This is a genomic window from Salmonella sp. 32100201201700099SM, from assembly GCF_017572645.1.
GTDB classification, from domain to species: domain Bacteria; phylum Pseudomonadota; class Gammaproteobacteria; order Enterobacterales; family Enterobacteriaceae; genus Salmonella; species Salmonella enterica.
In genome coordinates, this window is record NZ_JAGERQ010000002.1 from 260,822 (window position 1) to 278,243 (window position 17,422).

Here is a 17,422-nt window from a genome sequence, read left to right on the forward strand (position 1 = left end):
CATGGCTGTTGGTGCCCCGAACCGGGCAAACTTGCGCCGCCCGGCGGGGATAACGTCCGGCGCTTAGCGACGAACAGCGATCGCTTCAATCTCAATTTTCACGTCTTTCGGCAGACGGGCAACTTCCACGCAGGAACGCGCCGGGAAGGTGGCGTTGTGCTCGGTGAAGAAGGCTTCGTAGGTGGCGTTGACGGTCGCGAAATCGTTCAGGTCTTTCACGAATACGGTCGTTTTCACAATGTCGCCTACTTTCAGGCCAGCGGCTTCCACGATAGCTTTAACGTTTTCCAGCGACTGACGTGCCTGAGCGGATACGTCTTCCGCTACGGCACCGGTTTTCGGATCGACCGGGATCTGACCGGAAGTGATTACCATGCTACCCAGGTCAACGCCCTGTACGTATGGGCCGATTGCTGCTGGTGCATTTTCCGTCGCAATAGTTTTGCTCATGATTTCTCCTGAATTACAGCGGTAATAGAATGTCCCCGCTCATTATAGGGAGTCGGGATCTCATAACCAACCCAAATTAGTTGGCCAGCACCACATAATGCGAAAACTCTTTTTCACAGTATTTGCATTTGAGGGCGATATCATTGGCGCGTTTTTTCACTGCAAAGCTGGAGGATACCGGTTCCGCGTGGCTGATGCAGTTGCTGTTCGGGCAAACCAGCACATTATTAATACGCTCTGGCAGGCTGGGGCGTGATTTCCCGACTACGTCGTAGTTGTCGATGCGGTTAACGGTGGCCTGCGGCGCGTACAGAGCAAGTTGGTTAATCTGCTCATCGGTGAGGAAGGTGTTTTCTATTTTGATTAAGTCTTTACGCCCCATCTCGCCAGACGGGAGATTCAGACCGATAGTGATTCGCTGATCGGTCTCGGTCAATTTAAACAGACTCAGCAGTTTAAAGCCTACCTGCGCAGGGATATGGTCAATCACGGTGCCGCATTTAATGGCTTCAACCTGCAGTTTGTTATCGTGTGTCATCGCTTTTCTCCCTTACAGACTCAGTTCGCTATTCAGTACCAATGCCAGTAACGCCTGGCGAGCGAAAATACCGTTGCCCGCCTGTTGGAAGTACCAGGCGTGTGGCGTTTTATCCACATCCGTGGTGATTTCATCAATCCGCGGCAGCGGGTGCAGTACTTTCATATTTTCACGCGCGCCGTTCAGGTCGCTGGCGCGCAGAACAAACTGCGCCTTCACATTGGCGTACTCCGACGGGTCGAGACGCTCTTTCTGTACGCGAGTCATATAGAGGATGTCGACGTCGGCCATGACCTCTTCAATAGAACCATGCAGGCTCCAGGCCATCCCTTTTTCATCCAGCATATCCAGAATGTACTGCGGCATCGCCAGCGCGTCCGGCGCGATAAAATAAAAACGGTTGCCGCTAAATTTCGCCAGCGCCTGGGTTAGCGAATGCACGGTGCGGCCATATTTCAGATCGCCGACCATCGCGATATGCAGGTTATCCAGACGGCCCTGCGTTTCCTGGATGGTGAACAGATCCAACAGGGTTTGCGTCGGATGCTGATTCGAACCGTCGCCCGCATTGAGCACCGGCACCTGACCGGAAAACTCCGTCGCCAGACGTGCCGCGCCTTCTTGCGGATGGCGCATCACAATCGCGTCCACGTAAGTGCTAATCACTGAGATCGTGTCGGCTAACGTTTCTCCTTTTTTCCCCAGCGACGTGTTGGCGCTGTCGGAGAAGCCCACTACGCTGGCACCCAGGCGATGCATTGAAGTTTCAAACGACAGGCGGGTACGCGTGGAGGCTTCGAAAAAGCAGCTGGCGATCACTTTATGTTTCAAAAGCTCCGGCTGCGGGTTGGCTTTTAATTTCGCCGCCGTCGCCAGTACCAGATTAAGATCGTCGCGGCTGAGGTCGTTTATGGAAATGATATGTTTTTGATATAGCGGGTTAGCCATGTTTATCTCCTGACGCCTGGGCAAAAAAAAGCCCCTCAATTGAGGGGCTTGGTATTGGTTTTCAACGGAAAGAAAAACGGCAGGCCTGCGTCTTTTTTCAGACGCGGTAAGACAGAATGTCGTACACACTGAACCATGCTTCCTCCCGGCAAATTGTCCGCGATTATACTCAGCTCTGTTTTGGGATCAAGCGAATTAATGCATGATTTACTTGTCGCAAACGGTTCTTATGAATTTAAATTCATTTTAAGCAAATAATTAATTTGTTTGTGTACCAGCGCCGTGCGCTGAACGACCCGCGGTGCGACCCAGACAATACTGCTACCGGCAACGACGCCGAGAATTTCCGGCAATGCGTGGTAATCCAGAATTCTCGCGACGGCGCGACCATAACCTGCCGCCGTATGGATAAGGATAAATTCGCTATTATGTTCAACGCTAACGACCATTTCGGCTATTGAACGTCCGGCATCCGGCGAAGGACGCCGCTGGGGATTTACGGAATAAATCTTTTGTCCCTTCGTATTTCTGATTTTTATTGCGCCCAGCAGTTTGAGCAGGCGCGAAACCGTAGACTGACTGATACCTTCAAATCCCTCATTTTGTAAATCGCGGCGAATCTCCTCCTGGGACAGGTAACTTTTTTCACTAATCAGGCGCTGACAAACCGCCAGTTGCTGTTGTTCTTTGGCGGAGTAATCATCGTATTCCTTCATAAATGCACCTTATCTTTATTATTAATATCAACGGACTGGCGAAATTCATCACATTTGTCACATTGATTGCGGATCAATCGGGCGGTTTTGCAGGAAAATGAGAAGCCGATCAAAAAAGGTGACGGCGTGCCTGATGGCGCTGTGCTTATCAGTCCTGTCGGATAAGACGCGTCGCCATCTGGCTCGTTACATCATCGCTCCGATGCTCAGTACCGCCATATTCAGCAATGTCAGGATCAGTAACAGCGGCGCGACCCATTTCAGATAGCGAACATAGGGAACCCGCGCGATCGCCAGACCGCCCATGACCACGGCGGAGGTGGGCGTGACCAGGTTCACAATCCCGGAGGCCGACTGGTAGGCGGTTACGACCAAATCCCGCTGTACGTGGGCAAAATCCGCTAACGGCGCCATAATGGGCATCGTCAATACGGCAAGACCGGAAGAGGAGGGCACCAGGAAGGAAAGCAATACTTCCAGCCAGTAGGTTACGTTTATGAAAATAGTGGTAGAGAGGCCGGAAACCAGACTTTCCGCGCTGTGCAAAATGGTGTGGGTAATCATACCGTTATCCATGACCACCACAATGCCGCGCGCGATACCAATAATTAGCGCCACGCCGAGTAAATCCCGCGCGCCGTCAATAAAGGTACTGGTGAACGCTTCCTCGCCCATCCGCGTTATCACGCCAACGATAATCGCCGCCGCCAGAAAGACGCCGGAGATTTCCGCCATCCACCAGCCGAGAACCGCCACGCCGTAAATCATCACCGCGAAAGAGGCGGCGAAGATCAGCAGCACCCATTTCCGGGTAGCCGTAAACTCCAGCAGTGTATTCGCGATTGCCGAGAAATGAGCGCGATTTTCCTCCATTTTATCCGCCACGATAGAAAGCTCAGGATGGGCGCGGACTTTGCGCGCATAGCGCATTACCCAAAACACGCACAGTACGTAGCCGACAATTAACAGCAGTACTCGCATCAGCATTCCCTGAGTAAAAGGGATGCCGGCGGCGTTGGCGGCAATGACCGTGGCGAAAGGGTTAATGGTCGAACCGAGCGTGCCTATCCCTGCGCCGAGCAGTACGGTTGCCGCCGCCACTAACGGATCGAAGCGGGCCGCCATCATGACCGGCACCAGCAGCGTGTAGAAGGGCAACGACTCCTCCGCCATGCCATAGATAGTGCCGCCTGCGGCGAACAGCGCCATCAGAATGGGGATCATCCACTCATCTTTGCCGTTGAGTTTGATCGTTACCCGTTCAATACCGGCATCAATCGCCCCCGTTTTATTCACCACCCCCAGAAAGCCGCCGATAATCAAGACAAACAGCGCGACGTCAATGGCGCCGGCGGTGTAGGTTTCGTGATTATAGAGGCCGTCAATCGGCGCCAGTAAAACAGCGGTAATCCCTTGCGGATGCGCGTCCACGGGAGCATACGTTCCCGCCACCGGCACCTCTTTTCCCAGCGTGGCGTTCATCGCCATTTGGTATTTTCCCGCCGGCACAATCCAGGTCATCACTGCGACCAGGGCAATAAGAATAAACAGGATGGTATAAGCGGTGGGAAATTTAAATTTACCCATGATGTTCTCTCCTGATATCACGGATATGCGCCGCAAGGGCGCATATCCTGTGGGATTAGTCGCCGAGCGTCGCCACCATGACCGCTTTGATGGTGTGCATCCGGTTTTCCGCTTCATCGAAGACTATCGAGCCTGCGGACTCGAACACCTCTTCCGTGACCTCCAGTCCTTTCAGGCCGTAAGCCATTTCGATTTCGCGTCCTACTTTGGTGTGCTCGTTATGGAAGGCGGGTAGGCAGTGCATAAACTTCACATCAGGATTACCGGTAGCGTTTACCACCTGCTGGTTGACCTGATATGGCGTCATCAGACTGACGCGCTCCGCCCAGGCTTCTTTGGGCTCTCCCATCGAGACCCAGACGTCGGTATAGAGGAAATCCACACCGTGAACGCCATCTTCAACGCTCTCCGTTAAGGTGATACGAGCGCCGGTAACGCTGGCGATTTCCCGGCACTGTGCGACCAGCGCGGCATCAGGCCAGAAGGACTTTGGCGCTATCAGGCGGATATCCATGCCCATCTTCGCCGCGCCCACCATCAGCGAGTTGCCCATGTTGTTGCGCGCGTCGCCCAGGTAGGCGAAGCTCAGTTCCGGCAGCGTTTTACCCGGCGCATGTTCCAGCATGGTCATTAGATCGGCCAGGATCTGTGTGGGGTGAAATTCATCGGTCAGGCCGTTCCAGACGGGAACGCCCGCGTATTCCCCCAGCTCTTCCACAATGTGTTGACCAAAACCGCGATATTCGATGCCGTCATACATCCGCCCCAGGACGCGAGCAGTATCTTTCATGGACTCTTTATGGCCGATCTGCGAGCCGCTTGGGCCGAGATAAGTCACCTGCGCGCCCTGGTCGAAAGCGGCGACTTCAAACGCGCATCGGGTGCGGGTAGAGGTTTTTTCAAAAATCAGCGCGATGTTTTTGCCGATCAGTGTTTGCTTTTCGCATCCGGCTTTTTTTGCGGCTTTCAGCTCAATAGCCAGATCGATGAGGTGTTGGATTTCCGCCGGGGTGTAGTCAAGCAGCTTCAAAAAGTTACGATTTTTCAGTGAAATAACCATTACAATATCCTTGTTAAAATGAATTGCCTGATGGCGCTGCGCTTATCCGGCCCACGGTTATGCGCGCTCTGTAGGCCGAATAAGGCGGAAGCCGCCATCCGGTAAAAAGCCTTATGCGTCAACGTCGGCGGTTTCACACCGAATCAAAGTACCTTTCTCGCCCGCGAGAATGGCTTGCCCATCCGCCAGCGAGCCGATTCCGGCAATGCCGCGGCAATGGCTGACAAACTCAGCGCAGGCGGTCACTTTCGGGCCCATCGAACCGGCGTCGAACTGCATTTCACGAAGCAGCTCCGGCGTAACCTGCGCCAGCGGGCGTTGGGTGGGCTTGCCCCAGTCGAGATACACCGCGTCGGCATCGGTCAGAATGAGCAGCGCGTCGGCGTGAATTTGGCTGGCAAGCAGGGCGGCGGACAGATCTTTGTCGATCACCGCCTCGATACCGTGGTAGACATCGGCTTTTTCCACGACCGGCACGCCGCCGCCGCCGTTACAGATAACCAGGTGATCGCGGCTAATCAGCGCGCGGATGGCATCGTTTTCCACAATGCGTTTCGGCTGCGGGGAGGGCACAACGCGGCGGAAGGCGTTACCGTCGGCTTTGAATACCCAGCCCTTTTCTGCCTGTAACGCACGGGCTTGCGCTTCGTCGTAAATGGGGCCGATATATTTGGTTGGATTGAGGAATGCCGGGTCGTTGGCATCGACTTCGACCTGGGTGAGCAGGACGCTGATTTCACGCTCCGGCAGATGATTCTTCAGCGCCTGTTGCAGCATGTAGCCAATCATGCCCTGGCTTTCCGCACCGAGAATATCGAGCGGGTAGGGTGTAACGTTAGCGTAGGCGCTATTTTGTAGCGCCAGCAGTCCTACCTGTGGGCCGTTGCCGTGCACTAACACCACGCGCCATTGCCGCGTAAGCTGGGCGATGGTTCTGGCCGCCAGTTCGATATTTTTACGCTGAATATCAGCCTCCAGCGGTTCGCCGCGTTTGAGCAGCGCATTGCCGCCCAGCGCGACGACCAGTGTGCGTTTGTTTTCCATAACGTCTCCTTTAAATACCATCGCGTTCCAGTGGACAGCTCATGCAGCGTGCGCCTCCGCGCCCGCGACCCAGTTCATCGCCGGGAATGGGAAGGACGGTAATGCCGGCTTTGTCGTATTTTTCGTTGGTCCAGATGTTGCGCTCATAGCCCACCACCACGCCGGGACGTAGGGTGAGCACGTTATTGGCGTCATTCCACTGTTCGCGCTCAGCTTCAAATGCGTCGCCGCCAGTGGTGATTAAGCGCACCTGATCGATGCCAAGCGCTGTTTCAAGAGCATGAACCAGCGTGCTCTCCTGGGTTCGTTTCAGACCGCCGCGTCCGTCTGGCGTCAGCGTCCAGCACTGAACGTCCGGGCGAACGACTTCCGGATAGACGGAGAAGGTGTCGATATCAATGTGGGTCATGACGGTGTCAAGGTGCATGCAGGAGCGATGTTTTGGCAGTTCAACGGCAATGACGCGTTCCGCCTGACGATGTTTAAACAATGCCTGCGCCAGGAACTCGACACCCTGCGGCGTAGTACGTTCAGACATACCGATCAACACCGCGCCGCGGCCAATCACCAGCACATCGCCGCCCTCTAAAGTGGCGTGGTCGTAATTAATGTCCTCGTCGCCGAAATATTTAATGAAATCACCGTCTGCGAATTGTGGATGCCAGCGATAAATAGCACGTAAATTATTCGTTTCACGTTGGCGTGCAGGTTTCGCCATGGGGTTAATTGAGACGCCGTTATATATCCAGCAGGACGTGTCACGGGTAAATAGGTGATTCGGTAATGGCTTCATAATAAAGTCATTAATATCGTGAGTATCGACCACCATATTTTTTATGGAGGCGGGGATTTCGCCGTAAGTTAAACCGCCGCTTAAATGGCGAGCCAGTTCACGGTGCGGCATATCCGCCAGCCAGGCGCGAATATCTGCGGCAAAGGTGGGCCCAAGGCGATAATCGGAAATTTGCGTATCCAGTAGCCAGGCTTTAGCGTCAGCCACATCCAGCGTTTGGGTGAGCAGGTCGGTTAACAGCAACACTTCTATCCCTTGCTGGCGCAGCGTGTTGGCAAAAATGTCATGCTCTTCGCCAGCGCGCTCTACGGATAATACATCGTCAAAAAGTAATTCCTGACAATTTGAAGGGGTAAGTCTTTTTAGGCTGAGATTGGGACGATGCAACATTACGCTGCGTAATTGACCGATTTCAGAACCGACAAAATGCTTTTCCATCATTATACCTTTTACATAATTTCAAGAATAAAGAAGGAGTGGCTGCAAATATTTAGCGTGCTTGCAGTCGCGGCGTTTCAGTTAAATTCGGGAGCAATGATTGAATTTTATTTGGGTTGTTAATGTGATGAGATTCACATCAATTAAGGAGTGCTATTTTTCTTACTTAATATATGAGCCGGGTCAAATAAATTGTAAAAACAATAAAGAGTTAAATGAATTACTATGCAGCTATATGGTTTGTTATTTTTTATTGTTAATTATTTGTTTGTTATATTGAATGATATATAAATCTTAACTCATTGAAAATAAAGTGATTATTTTTAAGAATTGCATAACTATGCGTGAGGGGGATTTTATTATCGGGAATATTTAAATAATTTAAAAATAACTATGGATATAGAAGTCATTTATGCAGGGAGAGCGAATTGTGATCGCTAAAACGTTTTTATGTTAACGCCTTTAATATCAAAGCGTTGTTAGTGATGGCAATTTGGCGCCGCTGGGGTTTATGCATAGGAGCTGCATAAAGTTGGGTGAACTATTAACAATATATAAACACCGCTGGCTATAAACATGCGCTGGCGCAAAATCGATGAGAGTAAGGGTAGTATGGCAGCCATTTTTCTCGTATAAAGAGAAATATAAAACGCTGTTTTAACTAAGGGGGTGCGATGATTATTGGCAATATTGAACATCTGGAGGCCTGGCTGCCGACGGCGTTACGGCAGGCGATTGAGCACGTCAACGCGCATGTCACGGCAACGACCGCGCCAGGTAAGTATGACATTGACGGCGACAGGCTGTTTTATATGATTTCTGAAAATATGACGGAGCCGGGCGAATCGCGCAGCGCAGAGTATCACGCCCGTTATCTTGATATTCAGATTGTGCTACAAGGTCAGGAAGGGATGGCATTCAGTACCCGGCCTGCGGGAACGCCGCACACGGACTGGCTGGCGGATAAAGACATTGCATTTTTACCGACGAGCGTCGACGAGAAAACCGTCGTCCTGAACGAAAGTGACTTTGTGGTGTTTTATCCCGGCGAAGTGCATAAGCCCCTGTGTGCGGTGGGAGAACCGGCGCGGGTACGTAAAGCGGTTGTGAAAATGCTGATAGCGTAATGTTTTTATGCCGGATGGCGGCGCCTGCACGTTGCGATTTTGTAGGCCAACCGCCATCCGGCATCATAACGACATTATTTAGACAGCGTCGCTACCATTACCGCTTTGATGGTATGCATTCGGTTTTCCGCTTCATCAAAGACAATGCTGGCCGCAGACTCAAAAACCTCGTCGGTCACTTCCATCCCGCCATGTAAACCGTACTCTTCGGCCATTTTTTTGCCGAGCGTGGTTTCGTCATCATGGAACGCAGGCAGACAATGCAGGAACTTAACCTGCGGATTGCCGGTTAAGGCCATCATCTGGCTGTTGACCTGATAATCACGCAGCAGGGCAATACGCTCCGCCCATTTCTCTTTAGGTTCGCCCATAGAGACCCAAACATCGGTATAGATAAAATCCGCGCCTTTTACGCCCGAGGCGATATCTTCGGTCAGGGTGATGGCGCCGCCGTTCTTTTTCGCCATGGCGCTGCACTCCGCCACTAACGCGGCTTGCGGCCAGCAGGCTTTTGGCGCGACCAGACGGAGATCCAATCCTGTTAACGCGGCGGCTTCCAGCATGGAGTTACCCATGTTATTACGCGCGTCTCCGGCATAGACCAACGTCATCTCGTTAAAGGCTTTACCCGGCAGATGTTCCTGCATGGTGAGCAGATCCGCCAGTAATTGCGTTGGGTGATACTCATCGGTTAAACCGTTCCATACCGGCACACCGGAATATTCAGCCAGCGTTTCGACGATCTCCTGGCCATATCCTCGATACTGAATACCGTCAAACATCCGGCCCAGGACGCGGGCAGTATCTTTGATGGACTCTTTATGGCCGATCTGGCTCCCGCTGGAACCCAGGTACGTCACGCGCGCCCCCTGATCGTATGCGGCAACTTCGAAAGAGCATCGTGTCCGGGTCGAGTCTTTTTCGAAGATGAGCGCAATATTCTTACCCACCAGCTTTTGTTCTTCTTTACCGTTTTTCTTATCGGCTTTCAGTTTGGCGGCAAGCTGCAACAGAGCAGTGAGTTCACTGGCGGTGAAATCAAGTAACTTTAAAAAAGGTTTTTGGTAAAACGTAGACATACTTCCCTCACATGGCTTAGGCTTCTCATTGAATTAAAATTCACTTTATATGGATGATTATTCATTTGCAACCCTGTTTGATAAAACTTTTCTCGATAAGGTGGAGGCAACGTCGGCGGTATGTGACAATAAGAGTATCGGCAGGACATCTATGAGGAACGAGCTATGGCAAACCCGGAATTACTGGAAGAGCAGCGTGAAGAAACTCGGTTAATTATTGAAGAGTTACTTGAGGATGGCAGCGATCCGGATGCGCTGTACACTATCGAGCATCACCTTTCCGCTGACGATTTCGAAACGTTGGAAAAAGCCGCGGTAGAAGCCTTTAAACTCGGCTATGAAGTGACGGAGCCGGAAGAGCTGGAAGTGGAAGAGGGCGATACGGTTATTTGTTGCGACATCCTCAGCGAGTGCGCGTTGAACGCCGAACTCATCGACGCTCAGGTTGAGCAACTGATGAACCTGGCGGAAAAATATGATGTTGAATACGACGGCTGGGGAACCTATTTCGAAGACCCTAATGGCGAAGAGGGTGATGACGACGATTATGTCGATGAAGATGACGACGGCGTGCGTCACTAAAGCTGTATAGTATGACGGTACGGCAGCGTCTGCTGTCGTATTTTTTTAACAGGTTACGTATGAATTACCCGCAAATACTCTCTCCGGTGCTTAATTTCCTGCATTGCCCGACGCCGCAGGCGTGGATTGTCCAGGCCCGCGATCCGCAAAATCTTCCTCTTCTGCTTACCGATCACCTGATCTGCGAACTGAAGGCTGCGCAAACCGCGTTGCTGTTAGTGCGTAAATATGTCGCCGATAAATCGGGCGCCGACGCGCTGCTCGCCTGGCTGCAACCTTACGAGGCGTTCGCGTTTCGTCAGGGGCCGGAGCCGGATTTTGTTGCCCTGCATAGACAGATTAGCAAAAGCGCCATGCCGCAAACTGATGACCCCTGGGGACGTCAGCTTATTGACCGTATGGTGTTATTGATTAAAGAGGAGTTGCACCATTTTTGGCAGGTACGCGAGGTCATGCAGGCCAGAAACATTCCTTATGTGAAAATCACCGCCAGCCGCTACGCGAAAGGAATGTTGAAAGCGGTACGCACGCACGAACCGCTCACCTTAATTGATAAGCTGATTTGCGGGGCGTATATCGAAGCCCGCTCCTGCGAACGTTTTGCCGCTCTGGCGCCCAGGCTGGATGAGGATTTACAGACGTTTTATCTCTCGCTTCTGCGCTCCGAAGCGCGGCATTATCAGGATTACCTGGCGCTGGCGCAGCAGATTTCCGCCGAGGACATTTCTGCGCGCGTGCGCTATTTTGGCGAGGTGGAAGCTGACCTTATCTTGTCGCCAGACCGCGAGTTTCGTTTTCATAGCGGCGTGCCAGCCGCCGGATAAAGGGTAAAATTAAAGATTAGCGTTTTTATCTTTTACGCTATCGCCACCTGCGTGGTCATTCCGCCCGGCATCAAGCTGCTGGCGAGCAGGAAAGGTCATTTTCATGATATTCTGTCCTGAGTAAAGCCTGCCCTGCGGCAGGCAAAAAGAACTCACTCAGTGTTATATTCCCGAAAGGTGACCGTGAACAATGCCATTATTGCATCATCACTACGGGTTCTTGTGTTGAAATAGTTACTGTTTCACGCCTTTTGACGCTTCAGAGCAGGTCTTGCCAACAAAGGTTTGTTTAATTTTGTTGATGGAGGTTGTTTTATTACCTCCTGCATCGACATCCGATTTCATGGTCATCGCAAATTCTGTATCGCTTATTTTCGTCGTTTCTACAATAGAGTGCGATTTGACATCAGGATTATTACAGACAGTCTCATTGATCAGTTTGGTATCCGTACTTTCTACAAATGTTGTCGTGCAACCGCCTGCACTGGTAGAAAACCCCTTCACCATTTTTTTAGAAACTTCAGACATTTTAGGGGTATAACACATAAGCGTCGCTATGCCCGAATTTTTTTCATCCATTAATACTTCTTTTGTATCTGGATTGATGGTGCGCATTTCTATATTTTCCATTTTCCATTCGCCGGGCTGTATATCTAATGCATATACATTAGAGATACTAATAAACATAGCGGGGAAAACAATTGCTGATAATAGGCGTTTCATTTATAACTTCCTTGAATAATAAATGATTCCCGGATAACAGGATGTTTCCGGGATTACTTATATCAGCAAAAATAATACCTGGCGAGGATAAATAAACGCCTGGTTTTCAGAGATCCTTTAACATCCTCACTTCGCAATCGACATGTCCGGTGCAGCCGAGCGGTTCGCTAATATGTTCAAATCCTAAACGTTCGTATAGCGCAATCGCCTCGCGTAAAAAAGCCGTTGTTTCCAGATAGCAGCGTTTAAAACCCTGTTCACGGGCATGATCCAGCGCCATCAGCGCCAGCTTTTTCGCCAGCCCCTGGCCACGAATCACCGGTAAAAAATACATTTTTTGCAGTTCACAAATGTCTGGTTCGCTACAGGATAACGGCGCCACGCCGCCGCCGCCCACCACACAACCGTTTTGCTCTACCACCCAGTAGGCCGCGCCCGCTTGGCTATAAACCTGATACAGTTCATCCAGATTGGGGTCGGCAACGGTATAACCTTTATCGGCGGTAAGTCCGTATTCCGCTGAAACCTGACGGATGACACGGGCAATAGCGGCATTGTCGGCGGTAGTGATTCGGCGCACCGTGAGCGTTGGCGAGGCGACATTATTCATAATATGGCTCAATTTTTAAAATTTATTTATAGATTACTTTAATACCACCGTCTTGAGTCACGCGCAAGGAGATCCTGAATCAGACAAAATAAAAGGCGGAAAAATTAAACAAAAATAGTATCGTAGTCAAATCAGTAACGATTTACTGGTTTTTATTATTAATTCTAATAGATTGTAATTCAGGGATATGATTCATGAATAACGTTATCAGTAGTAAAGATAACCATAATCACACGTTGGTGTTTACAGGCAAGGGCGGAAAGTATTTTGTTATTTGCCTTGTGAATTTCTTGTTGACGTGTATCACGTTTGGAATCTATGCGCCGTGGGCGATGGTGAAATGTCGACGTTATATTTATACTAATATGACGCTAAACAATCAGCCTTTTGCTTACAAAGCCACGGGCGGCGCATTATTTATTAGTGTGTTGTTAGTTTTTATTATTTATATTGTTAGCCTCTCTCTTATTGAACACGGTCATCCCGGTCTCGGTTTTACGCTATTCGGCTTATTAATTGCGATTATTCCTTTTATGGCGGTGAAAGGATTACAGTATCAGGCGATGATGACTTCGCTTAATGGCGTACATTTTGGATTCCAGTGTTCCATGCGGCGCGCATGGTGGTACATGTTCGCTCTCCCGGTACTCCTGATGGTGGCGCTTTATATTGTTCTTTACATTATCTCACTGGTAACCATCGCCGTCGGCGGTTTAGTGTTCAATATCGTTTTTCTCGGTTTGCTGGCTATTATTGGGATAGGGGTCATTAACGGTATTACCTACAGCAAATGGATGACCTTGTTTGGCAATGGCGCAAACTTTGGCATTCATCGTTTCTCGATTCAGGTTAATGTTAAAACGTGCATCAGAGGGTGCGTGTTGGCAATGTTGACCCTTTTCCCTTTTGCTGTCGTGATTGGTTATCTAATCGCGCCGGTGTTCACCGACATGATTCTTTTGAGTATGATGGGGAATGCGCAGGCAGGAGGGGCGCTTATTCTGCAATATTATGGCCAGATAATGGCATGTTATTTCCTCTATTTTCTCGCGATTATTGTGGTAACCAGTTACTTATATGTGGCGTTACGCAACCTGTTTTTAAACAATTTGTCACTGGCGAACGATTCGATTCGTTTTCATTCCTCTGTCACTGCACACGGTATGCTGTGGCGGTTACTGGTGGTGTTTGTGATTTCCGGCGTGACCTTAGGGCTGGCTTATCCGTGGTTGAAAATTTGGCTGGTGAGCTGGCTGGCGCAGAATACACAGGTCCAGGGCGATCTGGATTCGCTTGAGTTAACCAATGATGAGAAGCCGCTGGAAAACAGCCCGCTAATGTGGATTTCTCGTGGCATCATGCCTTACTTCCCGTTTATCTGATGTAAAAAGGCCGACGTTTACGTCGGCCCATAATTCATGTTGTCGGATGGCGGCGTGAATGCCTTATCCGGCCTACCGATCGCGCCATGTCAATAAGCGAACGTGTAGGCCTGGTAAGCGAAGCGCCATCAGGCTTTCAGATTACAGCGCGCTAATAACCGCCTGCTGCTCAATCAGCTTCGCTTTGGCTTCTGCATAACCGTCCAGCTTCTCACGCTCTTTGGCGATCACCGCTTCCGGCGCGCGGGCAACGAAACCTTCGTTGGACAGTTTGCCTTCGATACGGGCAATCTCGCCTTCGATTTTCGCCACTTCTTTCGCCAGACGCGCCAGCTCATCTTCTTTGTTGATGAGACCCGCCATCGGGATCAGCAGTTCGGCACCGTCGATGATTTTGGTCACGGAAACCGGACCTTTGTCATCGGCTGGCAGCACGGTGATGCTTTCCAGACGCGCCAGGTTCAGCAGGAAGCTACGGTTGTCGTTAACACGACGAACGGCTTCTTCACTACAGCCGCGCAGCAGCAGTTCCAGCGGTTTGCCCGGGGCGATGTTCATTTCCGCACGAATGTTACGTACGGCAACGATCGCCTGCTTCAGCCACTCGGTATCGGCCAACGCGGCTTCATCCACCTGCGCGGCGTTATATTCCGGGAACGGCTGCAGCATAATGGTATCGGCGGTAATGCCACAGATAACCTTCACGCGCTGCCAGATGGTTTCGGTGATGAACGGAATGATCGGGTGCGCCAGACGCAGCAAACCTTCCAGCACGGTGACCAGCGTATGGCGGGTGCCACGCAGTTCAGACTCGGAACCCCCGGTCATTACCGGTTTGGTCAGCTCCAGATACCAGTCGCAGAACTGGTTCCAGGTGAACTCGTACAGGATGCCTGCGGCGATATCGAAGCGGAAGTTATCCAGTGCTTCGCGGTAGGCTTTAACGGTCTGGTTGAATTCCGCCAGGATCCAGCGGTCCGCCAGCGACAGGGTCATTTCGCCGCCGTTGAAGCCGCAATCCTGCTCTTCAGTGTTCATCAGCACAAAGCGGCTGGCGTTCCACAGCTTGTTACAGAAGTTACGGTAGCCTTCCAGACGCTTCATATCCCAGTTGATGTCGCGGCCGGTCGAGGCTAGCGCCGCCAGGGTAAAGCGCAGGGCGTCGGTGCCGTGCGGCTCGATGCCGTTCGGGAACTGCTTCTCGGTACGCTTGCGGATTTTCTCCGCCATCTGCGGCTGCATCATGTTGCCGGTGCGTTTCTCCAGCAGTTCCGGCAGGGAGATGCCGTCCACCATATCCAGCGGGTCGATAACGTTACCCTTGGATTTGGACATCTTCTGGCCTTCGTCGTCGCGAATCAGACCGGTCATGTAGACAGTATGGAACGGCACCTGCGGCTTGCCGTTTTCATCTTTGATGAAGTGCATGGTCATCATGATCATGCGGGCAATCCAGAAGAAGATGATATCGAAGCCGGACACCATCACGCTGGTGGGATGGAACTGACGCAGGGCGTCGGTGTTTTCTGGCCAGCCGAGGGTGGAGAAGGTCCACAGCGCGGAGGAGAACCAGGTATCAAGAACGTCTTCGTCCTGACGAAGCTGAACGTCGGCACCGAGGTTATTTTCCTGACGCACTTCGTCTTCGGTACGGCCAACGTAGACGTTGCCGTCGTTGCCATACCATGCCGGGATACGGTGACCCCACCACAGCTGACGAGAGATACACCAGTCCTGAATATCGCGCATCCAGGAGAAGTACATGTTTTCGTACTGCTTCGGCACGAACTGAATGTCGCCGTTTTCAACCGCTTCCACCGCCGGTTTCGCCAGCACGTCTGCACGGACGTACCACTGGTCGGTCAGCATCGGTTCGATAACTACGCCGCCACGGTCGCCGTAAGGGACGGTCAGATCGTGCGGTTTAATTTCTTCCAGCAGGCCCAGCGCGTCAACGGCAGCAACGATGGCCTTACGGGCAGCAAAGCGTTCCAGCTTCTGGAACTCAGCCGGAATCTCGCTGGAATAAACGTTAGACTCTTCACCTTTGGTATCGAACACTTCCGCGCTTTCGCGAATGTCGCCATCAAAGGTCAGGATGTTGATCATCGGCAGGGCGTGACGTTTCCCGACTTCATAGTCGTTAAAGTCGTGCGCCGGGGTGATCTTCACGCAGCCGGTACCTTTTTCCATATCGGCGTGTTCGTCGCCCACAATCGGAATGCGGCGGTTAACCAGCGGCAGAATAACGAATTTGCCAATCAGATCCTTATAACGCGGATCTTCCGGGTTCACGGCCACGCCGGTATCGCCCAGTACGGTTTCCGGACGGGTGGTGGCGACGACCAGGTAATCTTTACCGTCTGCGGTTTTCGCGCCGTCGGCCAGCGGATAGCGGATGTGCCACATCGAGCCTTTGGACTCGCGGTTTTCCACTTCCAGGTCAGAGATGGCGGTGCGCAGCTTCGGATCCCAGTTCACCAGGCGTTTGCCACGGTAAATCAGGTCTTCTTTGTACAGGCGGACAAAGACTTCTTTCACGGCATTGGAAAGGCCTTCGTCCATGGTGAAGCGCTCGCGCTCCCAGTCAACGGAGTTGCCGAGACGGCGCATCTGACGGGTAATGGTGCCGCCGGATTCCGCTTTCCACTGCCAGATTTTGTCGATAAACGCATCGCGGCCGTAGTCGTGACGGGTTTTACCTTCTTCAGCGGCAATCTTGCGCTCAACCACCATCTGGGTTGCGATCCCGGCGTGGTCGGTGCCGACCTGCCACAGGGTGTTTTTACCCTGCATACGCTGGTAACGGATCATGGTATCCATGATGGTTTGCTGGAAAGCATGTCCCATATGCAAACTGCCGGTGACGTTCGGCGGCGGGATCATGATGCAGAAGGACTCTTTGCTTTCGTCGCCGTTAGGCTTGAAATAGCCCTGCTTTTCCCAGTGCTCGTAAAGCGGCTGTTCGATATCTTGGGGGTTATATGTCTTTTCCATTATTTCCAGGTTGCCGTATTCAGGTTAAAACCAGCCACGCGGTAGGCTTTGTAGCGTTCGCGCGCCAGTTGTTTCAAAGTTTCTTCGTAAGGGACGAAGTCTACCACTTCTGTGAAAGCGGTGGCAAAATCTGCAAAGCTTGTACGCAGGCTGATTAAAATATCGCGCGGGCTGCTGTTGCGTTTTTGCGGCCAGGCGATTTCAACCGGCGCGCCGCCGCGTGGGCCTTCGCCTGCCAGATTGTGCGGGACAAAACTTTCCGCCGGTCTTGCCCACAGCGCTTCATCCAGCCGAATGGCCTGCTTCTCATCTTCGCAGGCGATCAGCACGCGCTTGCCAGCGCGCCAACGTTCTGCGGCAATTTCACACACCAGTTGTTCAACGGCGCTTAAACCGTTGACGGTGGTGTCATTGTCCAGAAGATAGAACGTCGCATTCTTCATATATGAGGCTTCTTGTGGTGGATTTAAATGCGTTGCCATGATGCACCCCGTAGGCCGGATAAGCGTGGCGCCATCCGGCAA

The 17,422-nt window shown here is 51.7% G+C and carries 19 protein-coding genes and 1 pseudogene; 5 read left to right on the plus strand and 15 right to left on the minus strand.

The genetic code is table 11. The features are described from left to right. Positions 1-63: 63 nt before the first annotated feature. The 4 genes from ridA to pyrL all read right to left on the minus strand — a co-directional run bounded on the left by ridA (position 64) and on the right by pyrL (position 2,073). A complete protein-coding gene (gene ridA, locus J4685_RS04625; RefSeq protein WP_000047544.1) occupies positions 64-450 on the minus strand; it encodes a 2-iminobutanoate/2-iminopropanoate deaminase in 387 nt (128 codons plus the stop codon). A 76-nt stretch (positions 451-526) separates the two neighbouring features. Then, positions 527-988, minus strand: a complete 462-nt coding sequence (pyrI, locus tag J4685_RS04630) for an aspartate carbamoyltransferase regulatory subunit (RefSeq protein WP_000148563.1) — start codon at positions 986-988, stop codon at positions 527-529. 12 nt (positions 989-1,000) lie between these two features. Further along, positions 1,001-1,936 carry an aspartate carbamoyltransferase gene (pyrB, locus tag J4685_RS04635; RefSeq protein ID WP_000013055.1) on the minus strand — a complete coding sequence of 312 codons (936 nt, stop codon included), beginning with the start codon at positions 1,934-1,936 and terminating at the stop codon, positions 1,001-1,003. A gap of 35 nt (positions 1,937-1,971) precedes the next feature. Beyond that, a complete protein-coding gene (gene pyrL / locus J4685_RS04640) occupies positions 1,972-2,073 on the minus strand; it encodes a pyr operon leader peptide (RefSeq protein ID WP_000249504.1) in 102 nt (33 codons plus the stop codon). Here pyrL and J4685_RS04645 point away from each other — a divergent pair. Beyond that, positions 2,053-2,194: pseudogene (locus tag J4685_RS04645) on the plus strand (hypothetical protein). The gene pyrL and the pseudogene J4685_RS04645 sit on opposite strands and share 21 nt — an antisense overlap. Here J4685_RS04645 and J4685_RS04650 read toward each other — a convergent pair. The 5 genes from J4685_RS04650 to arcA all read right to left on the minus strand — a co-directional run bounded on the left by J4685_RS04650 (position 2,164) and on the right by arcA (position 7,574). After that, positions 2,164-2,652, minus strand: coding sequence for an arginine repressor (locus J4685_RS04650; protein WP_000666051.1), 489 nt, complete (start codon positions 2,650-2,652; stop codon positions 2,164-2,166). The pseudogene J4685_RS04645 and the gene J4685_RS04650 sit on opposite strands and share 31 nt — an antisense overlap. A 186-nt stretch (positions 2,653-2,838) precedes the next feature. Continuing rightward, positions 2,839-4,239 (minus strand): YfcC family protein, encoded by a 1,401-nt coding sequence (locus J4685_RS04655; protein ID WP_000514427.1) that lies wholly within the window; start codon positions 4,237-4,239, stop codon positions 2,839-2,841. A gap of 55 nt (positions 4,240-4,294) precedes the next feature. Beyond that, entirely contained in the window at positions 4,295-5,299 is a 1,005-nt protein-coding gene (gene argF / locus J4685_RS04660) for an ornithine carbamoyltransferase (RefSeq protein ID WP_000237031.1), read from the minus strand. A 111-nt stretch (positions 5,300-5,410) separates the two neighbouring features. Further along, positions 5,411-6,343, minus strand: a complete 933-nt coding sequence (gene arcC, locus J4685_RS04665) for a carbamate kinase (protein WP_000428752.1) — start codon at positions 6,341-6,343, stop codon at positions 5,411-5,413. A 10-nt stretch (positions 6,344-6,353) separates the two neighbouring features. Beyond that, the gene (gene arcA, locus J4685_RS04670) at positions 6,354-7,574 is read right to left on the minus strand and encodes an arginine deiminase (RefSeq protein ID WP_000410839.1); all 1,221 of its coding nucleotides are present in this window, start codon (positions 7,572-7,574) and stop codon (positions 6,354-6,356) included. Between the two features lie 674 nt (positions 7,575-8,248). Here arcA and J4685_RS04675 point away from each other — a divergent pair. Beyond that, a complete protein-coding gene (locus tag J4685_RS04675; protein ID WP_000583456.1) occupies positions 8,249-8,701 on the plus strand; it encodes a YhcH/YjgK/YiaL family protein in 453 nt (150 codons plus the stop codon). Between the two features lie 74 nt (positions 8,702-8,775). On the opposite strand, the gene argF (J4685_RS04680) is transcribed toward J4685_RS04675, so the two are convergent. Together argF (J4685_RS04680) and argL are read right to left on the minus strand one after the other, a co-directional pair. Continuing rightward, positions 8,776-9,780 (minus strand): ornithine carbamoyltransferase, encoded by a 1,005-nt coding sequence (gene argF / locus J4685_RS04680; protein ID WP_000103041.1) that lies wholly within the window; start codon positions 9,778-9,780, stop codon positions 8,776-8,778. Beyond that, a complete protein-coding gene (gene argL / locus J4685_RS22745; RefSeq protein WP_372784285.1) occupies positions 9,750-9,929 on the minus strand; it encodes a putative translational regulatory protein ArgL in 180 nt (59 codons plus the stop codon). The genes argF (J4685_RS04680) and argL overlap by 31 nt, the downstream gene beginning before the upstream one ends. 16 nt (positions 9,930-9,945) lie before the next feature. Here argL and rraB point away from each other — a divergent pair, with 16 nt between their 5' ends. Continuing rightward, complete coding sequence (gene rraB, locus J4685_RS04685; RefSeq protein ID WP_000002940.1) at positions 9,946-10,362, plus strand: ribonuclease E inhibitor RraB; 417 nt, start codon at positions 9,946-9,948, stop codon at positions 10,360-10,362. Positions 10,363-10,373: 11 nt separating this feature from the next. Then, positions 10,374-11,186 carry a tRNA isopentenyl-2-thiomethyl-A-37 hydroxylase MiaE gene (gene miaE, locus J4685_RS04690; protein WP_000218449.1) on the plus strand — a complete coding sequence of 271 codons (813 nt, stop codon included), beginning with the start codon at positions 10,374-10,376 and terminating at the stop codon, positions 11,184-11,186. A gap of 234 nt (positions 11,187-11,420) precedes the next feature. Here the strand turns inward: miaE and J4685_RS04695 are convergent, their stop codons facing one another. Both J4685_RS04695 and J4685_RS04700 read right to left on the minus strand, forming a co-directional pair. Next, positions 11,421-11,909, minus strand: a complete 489-nt coding sequence (locus J4685_RS04695) for a DUF3617 domain-containing protein (RefSeq protein WP_000826196.1) — start codon at positions 11,907-11,909, stop codon at positions 11,421-11,423. 106 nt (positions 11,910-12,015) lie between these two features. Next, a complete protein-coding gene (locus J4685_RS04700; protein ID WP_016505091.1) occupies positions 12,016-12,519 on the minus strand; it encodes a GNAT family N-acetyltransferase in 504 nt (167 codons plus the stop codon). A gap of 194 nt (positions 12,520-12,713) precedes the next feature. On the opposite strand from J4685_RS04700, the gene J4685_RS04705 reads away from it, so the two are divergent. Next, complete coding sequence (locus tag J4685_RS04705; RefSeq protein ID WP_001066968.1) at positions 12,714-13,901, plus strand: YjgN family protein; 1,188 nt, start codon at positions 12,714-12,716, stop codon at positions 13,899-13,901. 141 nt (positions 13,902-14,042) lie between these two features. On the opposite strand, the gene J4685_RS04710 is transcribed toward J4685_RS04705, so the two are convergent. Together J4685_RS04710 and holC are read right to left on the minus strand one after the other, a co-directional pair. Beyond that, on the minus strand, positions 14,043-16,898 hold the full coding sequence (locus J4685_RS04710) for a valine--tRNA ligase (protein WP_000416349.1): 2,856 nt from the start codon (positions 16,896-16,898) through the stop codon (positions 14,043-14,045). Then, on the minus strand, positions 16,898-17,341 hold the full coding sequence (gene holC, locus J4685_RS04715; protein WP_001523689.1) for a DNA polymerase III subunit chi: 444 nt from the start codon (positions 17,339-17,341) through the stop codon (positions 16,898-16,900). The genes J4685_RS04710 and holC overlap by 1 nt, the downstream gene beginning before the upstream one ends. Positions 17,342-17,422 lie beyond the last annotated feature (81 nt).

Excerpts from the sequence above, each read along its gene's own strand:
- arcC (WP_000428752.1), bottom strand. The coding sequence starts at position 6,343 with ATGGAAAACAAACGCACACTGGTCGTCGCGCTGGGCGGCAATGCGCTG.
- J4685_RS04650 (WP_000666051.1), bottom strand. The coding sequence starts at position 2,652 with ATGAAGGAATACGATGATTACTCCGCCAAAGAACAACAGCAACTGGCG.
- pyrI (WP_000148563.1), bottom strand. The coding sequence starts at position 988 with ATGACACACGATAACAAACTGCAGGTTGAAGCCATTAAATGCGGCACC.
- argF (WP_000103041.1), bottom strand. The coding sequence starts at position 9,780 with ATGTCTACGTTTTACCAAAAACCTTTTTTAAAGTTACTTGATTTCACC.
- ridA (WP_000047544.1), bottom strand. The coding sequence starts at position 450 with ATGAGCAAAACTATTGCGACGGAAAATGCACCAGCAGCAATCGGCCCA.
- pyrL (WP_000249504.1), bottom strand. The coding sequence starts at position 2,073 with ATGGTTCAGTGTGTACGACATTCTGTCTTACCGCGTCTGAAAAAAGAC.
- J4685_RS04705 (WP_001066968.1), top strand. The coding sequence starts at position 12,714 with ATGAATAACGTTATCAGTAGTAAAGATAACCATAATCACACGTTGGTG.
- argF (WP_000237031.1), bottom strand. The coding sequence starts at position 5,299 with ATGGTTATTTCACTGAAAAATCGTAACTTTTTGAAGCTGCTTGACTAC.
- pyrB (WP_000013055.1), bottom strand. The coding sequence starts at position 1,936 with ATGGCTAACCCGCTATATCAAAAACATATCATTTCCATAAACGACCTC.
- J4685_RS04710 (WP_000416349.1), bottom strand. The coding sequence starts at position 16,898 with ATGGAAAAGACATATAACCCCCAAGATATCGAACAGCCGCTTTACGAG.
- rraB (WP_000002940.1), top strand. The coding sequence starts at position 9,946 with ATGGCAAACCCGGAATTACTGGAAGAGCAGCGTGAAGAAACTCGGTTA.
- argL (WP_372784285.1), bottom strand. The coding sequence starts at position 9,929 with ATGTCCTGCCGATACTCTTATTGTCACATACCGCCGACGTTGCCTCCA.
- J4685_RS04695 (WP_000826196.1), bottom strand. The coding sequence starts at position 11,909 with ATGAAACGCCTATTATCAGCAATTGTTTTCCCCGCTATGTTTATTAGT.
- J4685_RS04700 (WP_016505091.1), bottom strand. The coding sequence starts at position 12,519 with ATGAATAATGTCGCCTCGCCAACGCTCACGGTGCGCCGAATCACTACC.
- miaE (WP_000218449.1), top strand. The coding sequence starts at position 10,374 with ATGACGGTACGGCAGCGTCTGCTGTCGTATTTTTTTAACAGGTTACGT.
- arcA (WP_000410839.1), bottom strand. The coding sequence starts at position 7,574 with ATGGAAAAGCATTTTGTCGGTTCTGAAATCGGTCAATTACGCAGCGTA.
- holC (WP_001523689.1), bottom strand. The coding sequence starts at position 17,341 with ATGAAGAATGCGACGTTCTATCTTCTGGACAATGACACCACCGTCAAC.
- J4685_RS04675 (WP_000583456.1), top strand. The coding sequence starts at position 8,249 with ATGATTATTGGCAATATTGAACATCTGGAGGCCTGGCTGCCGACGGCG.
- J4685_RS04655 (WP_000514427.1), bottom strand. The coding sequence starts at position 4,239 with ATGGGTAAATTTAAATTTCCCACCGCTTATACCATCCTGTTTATTCTT.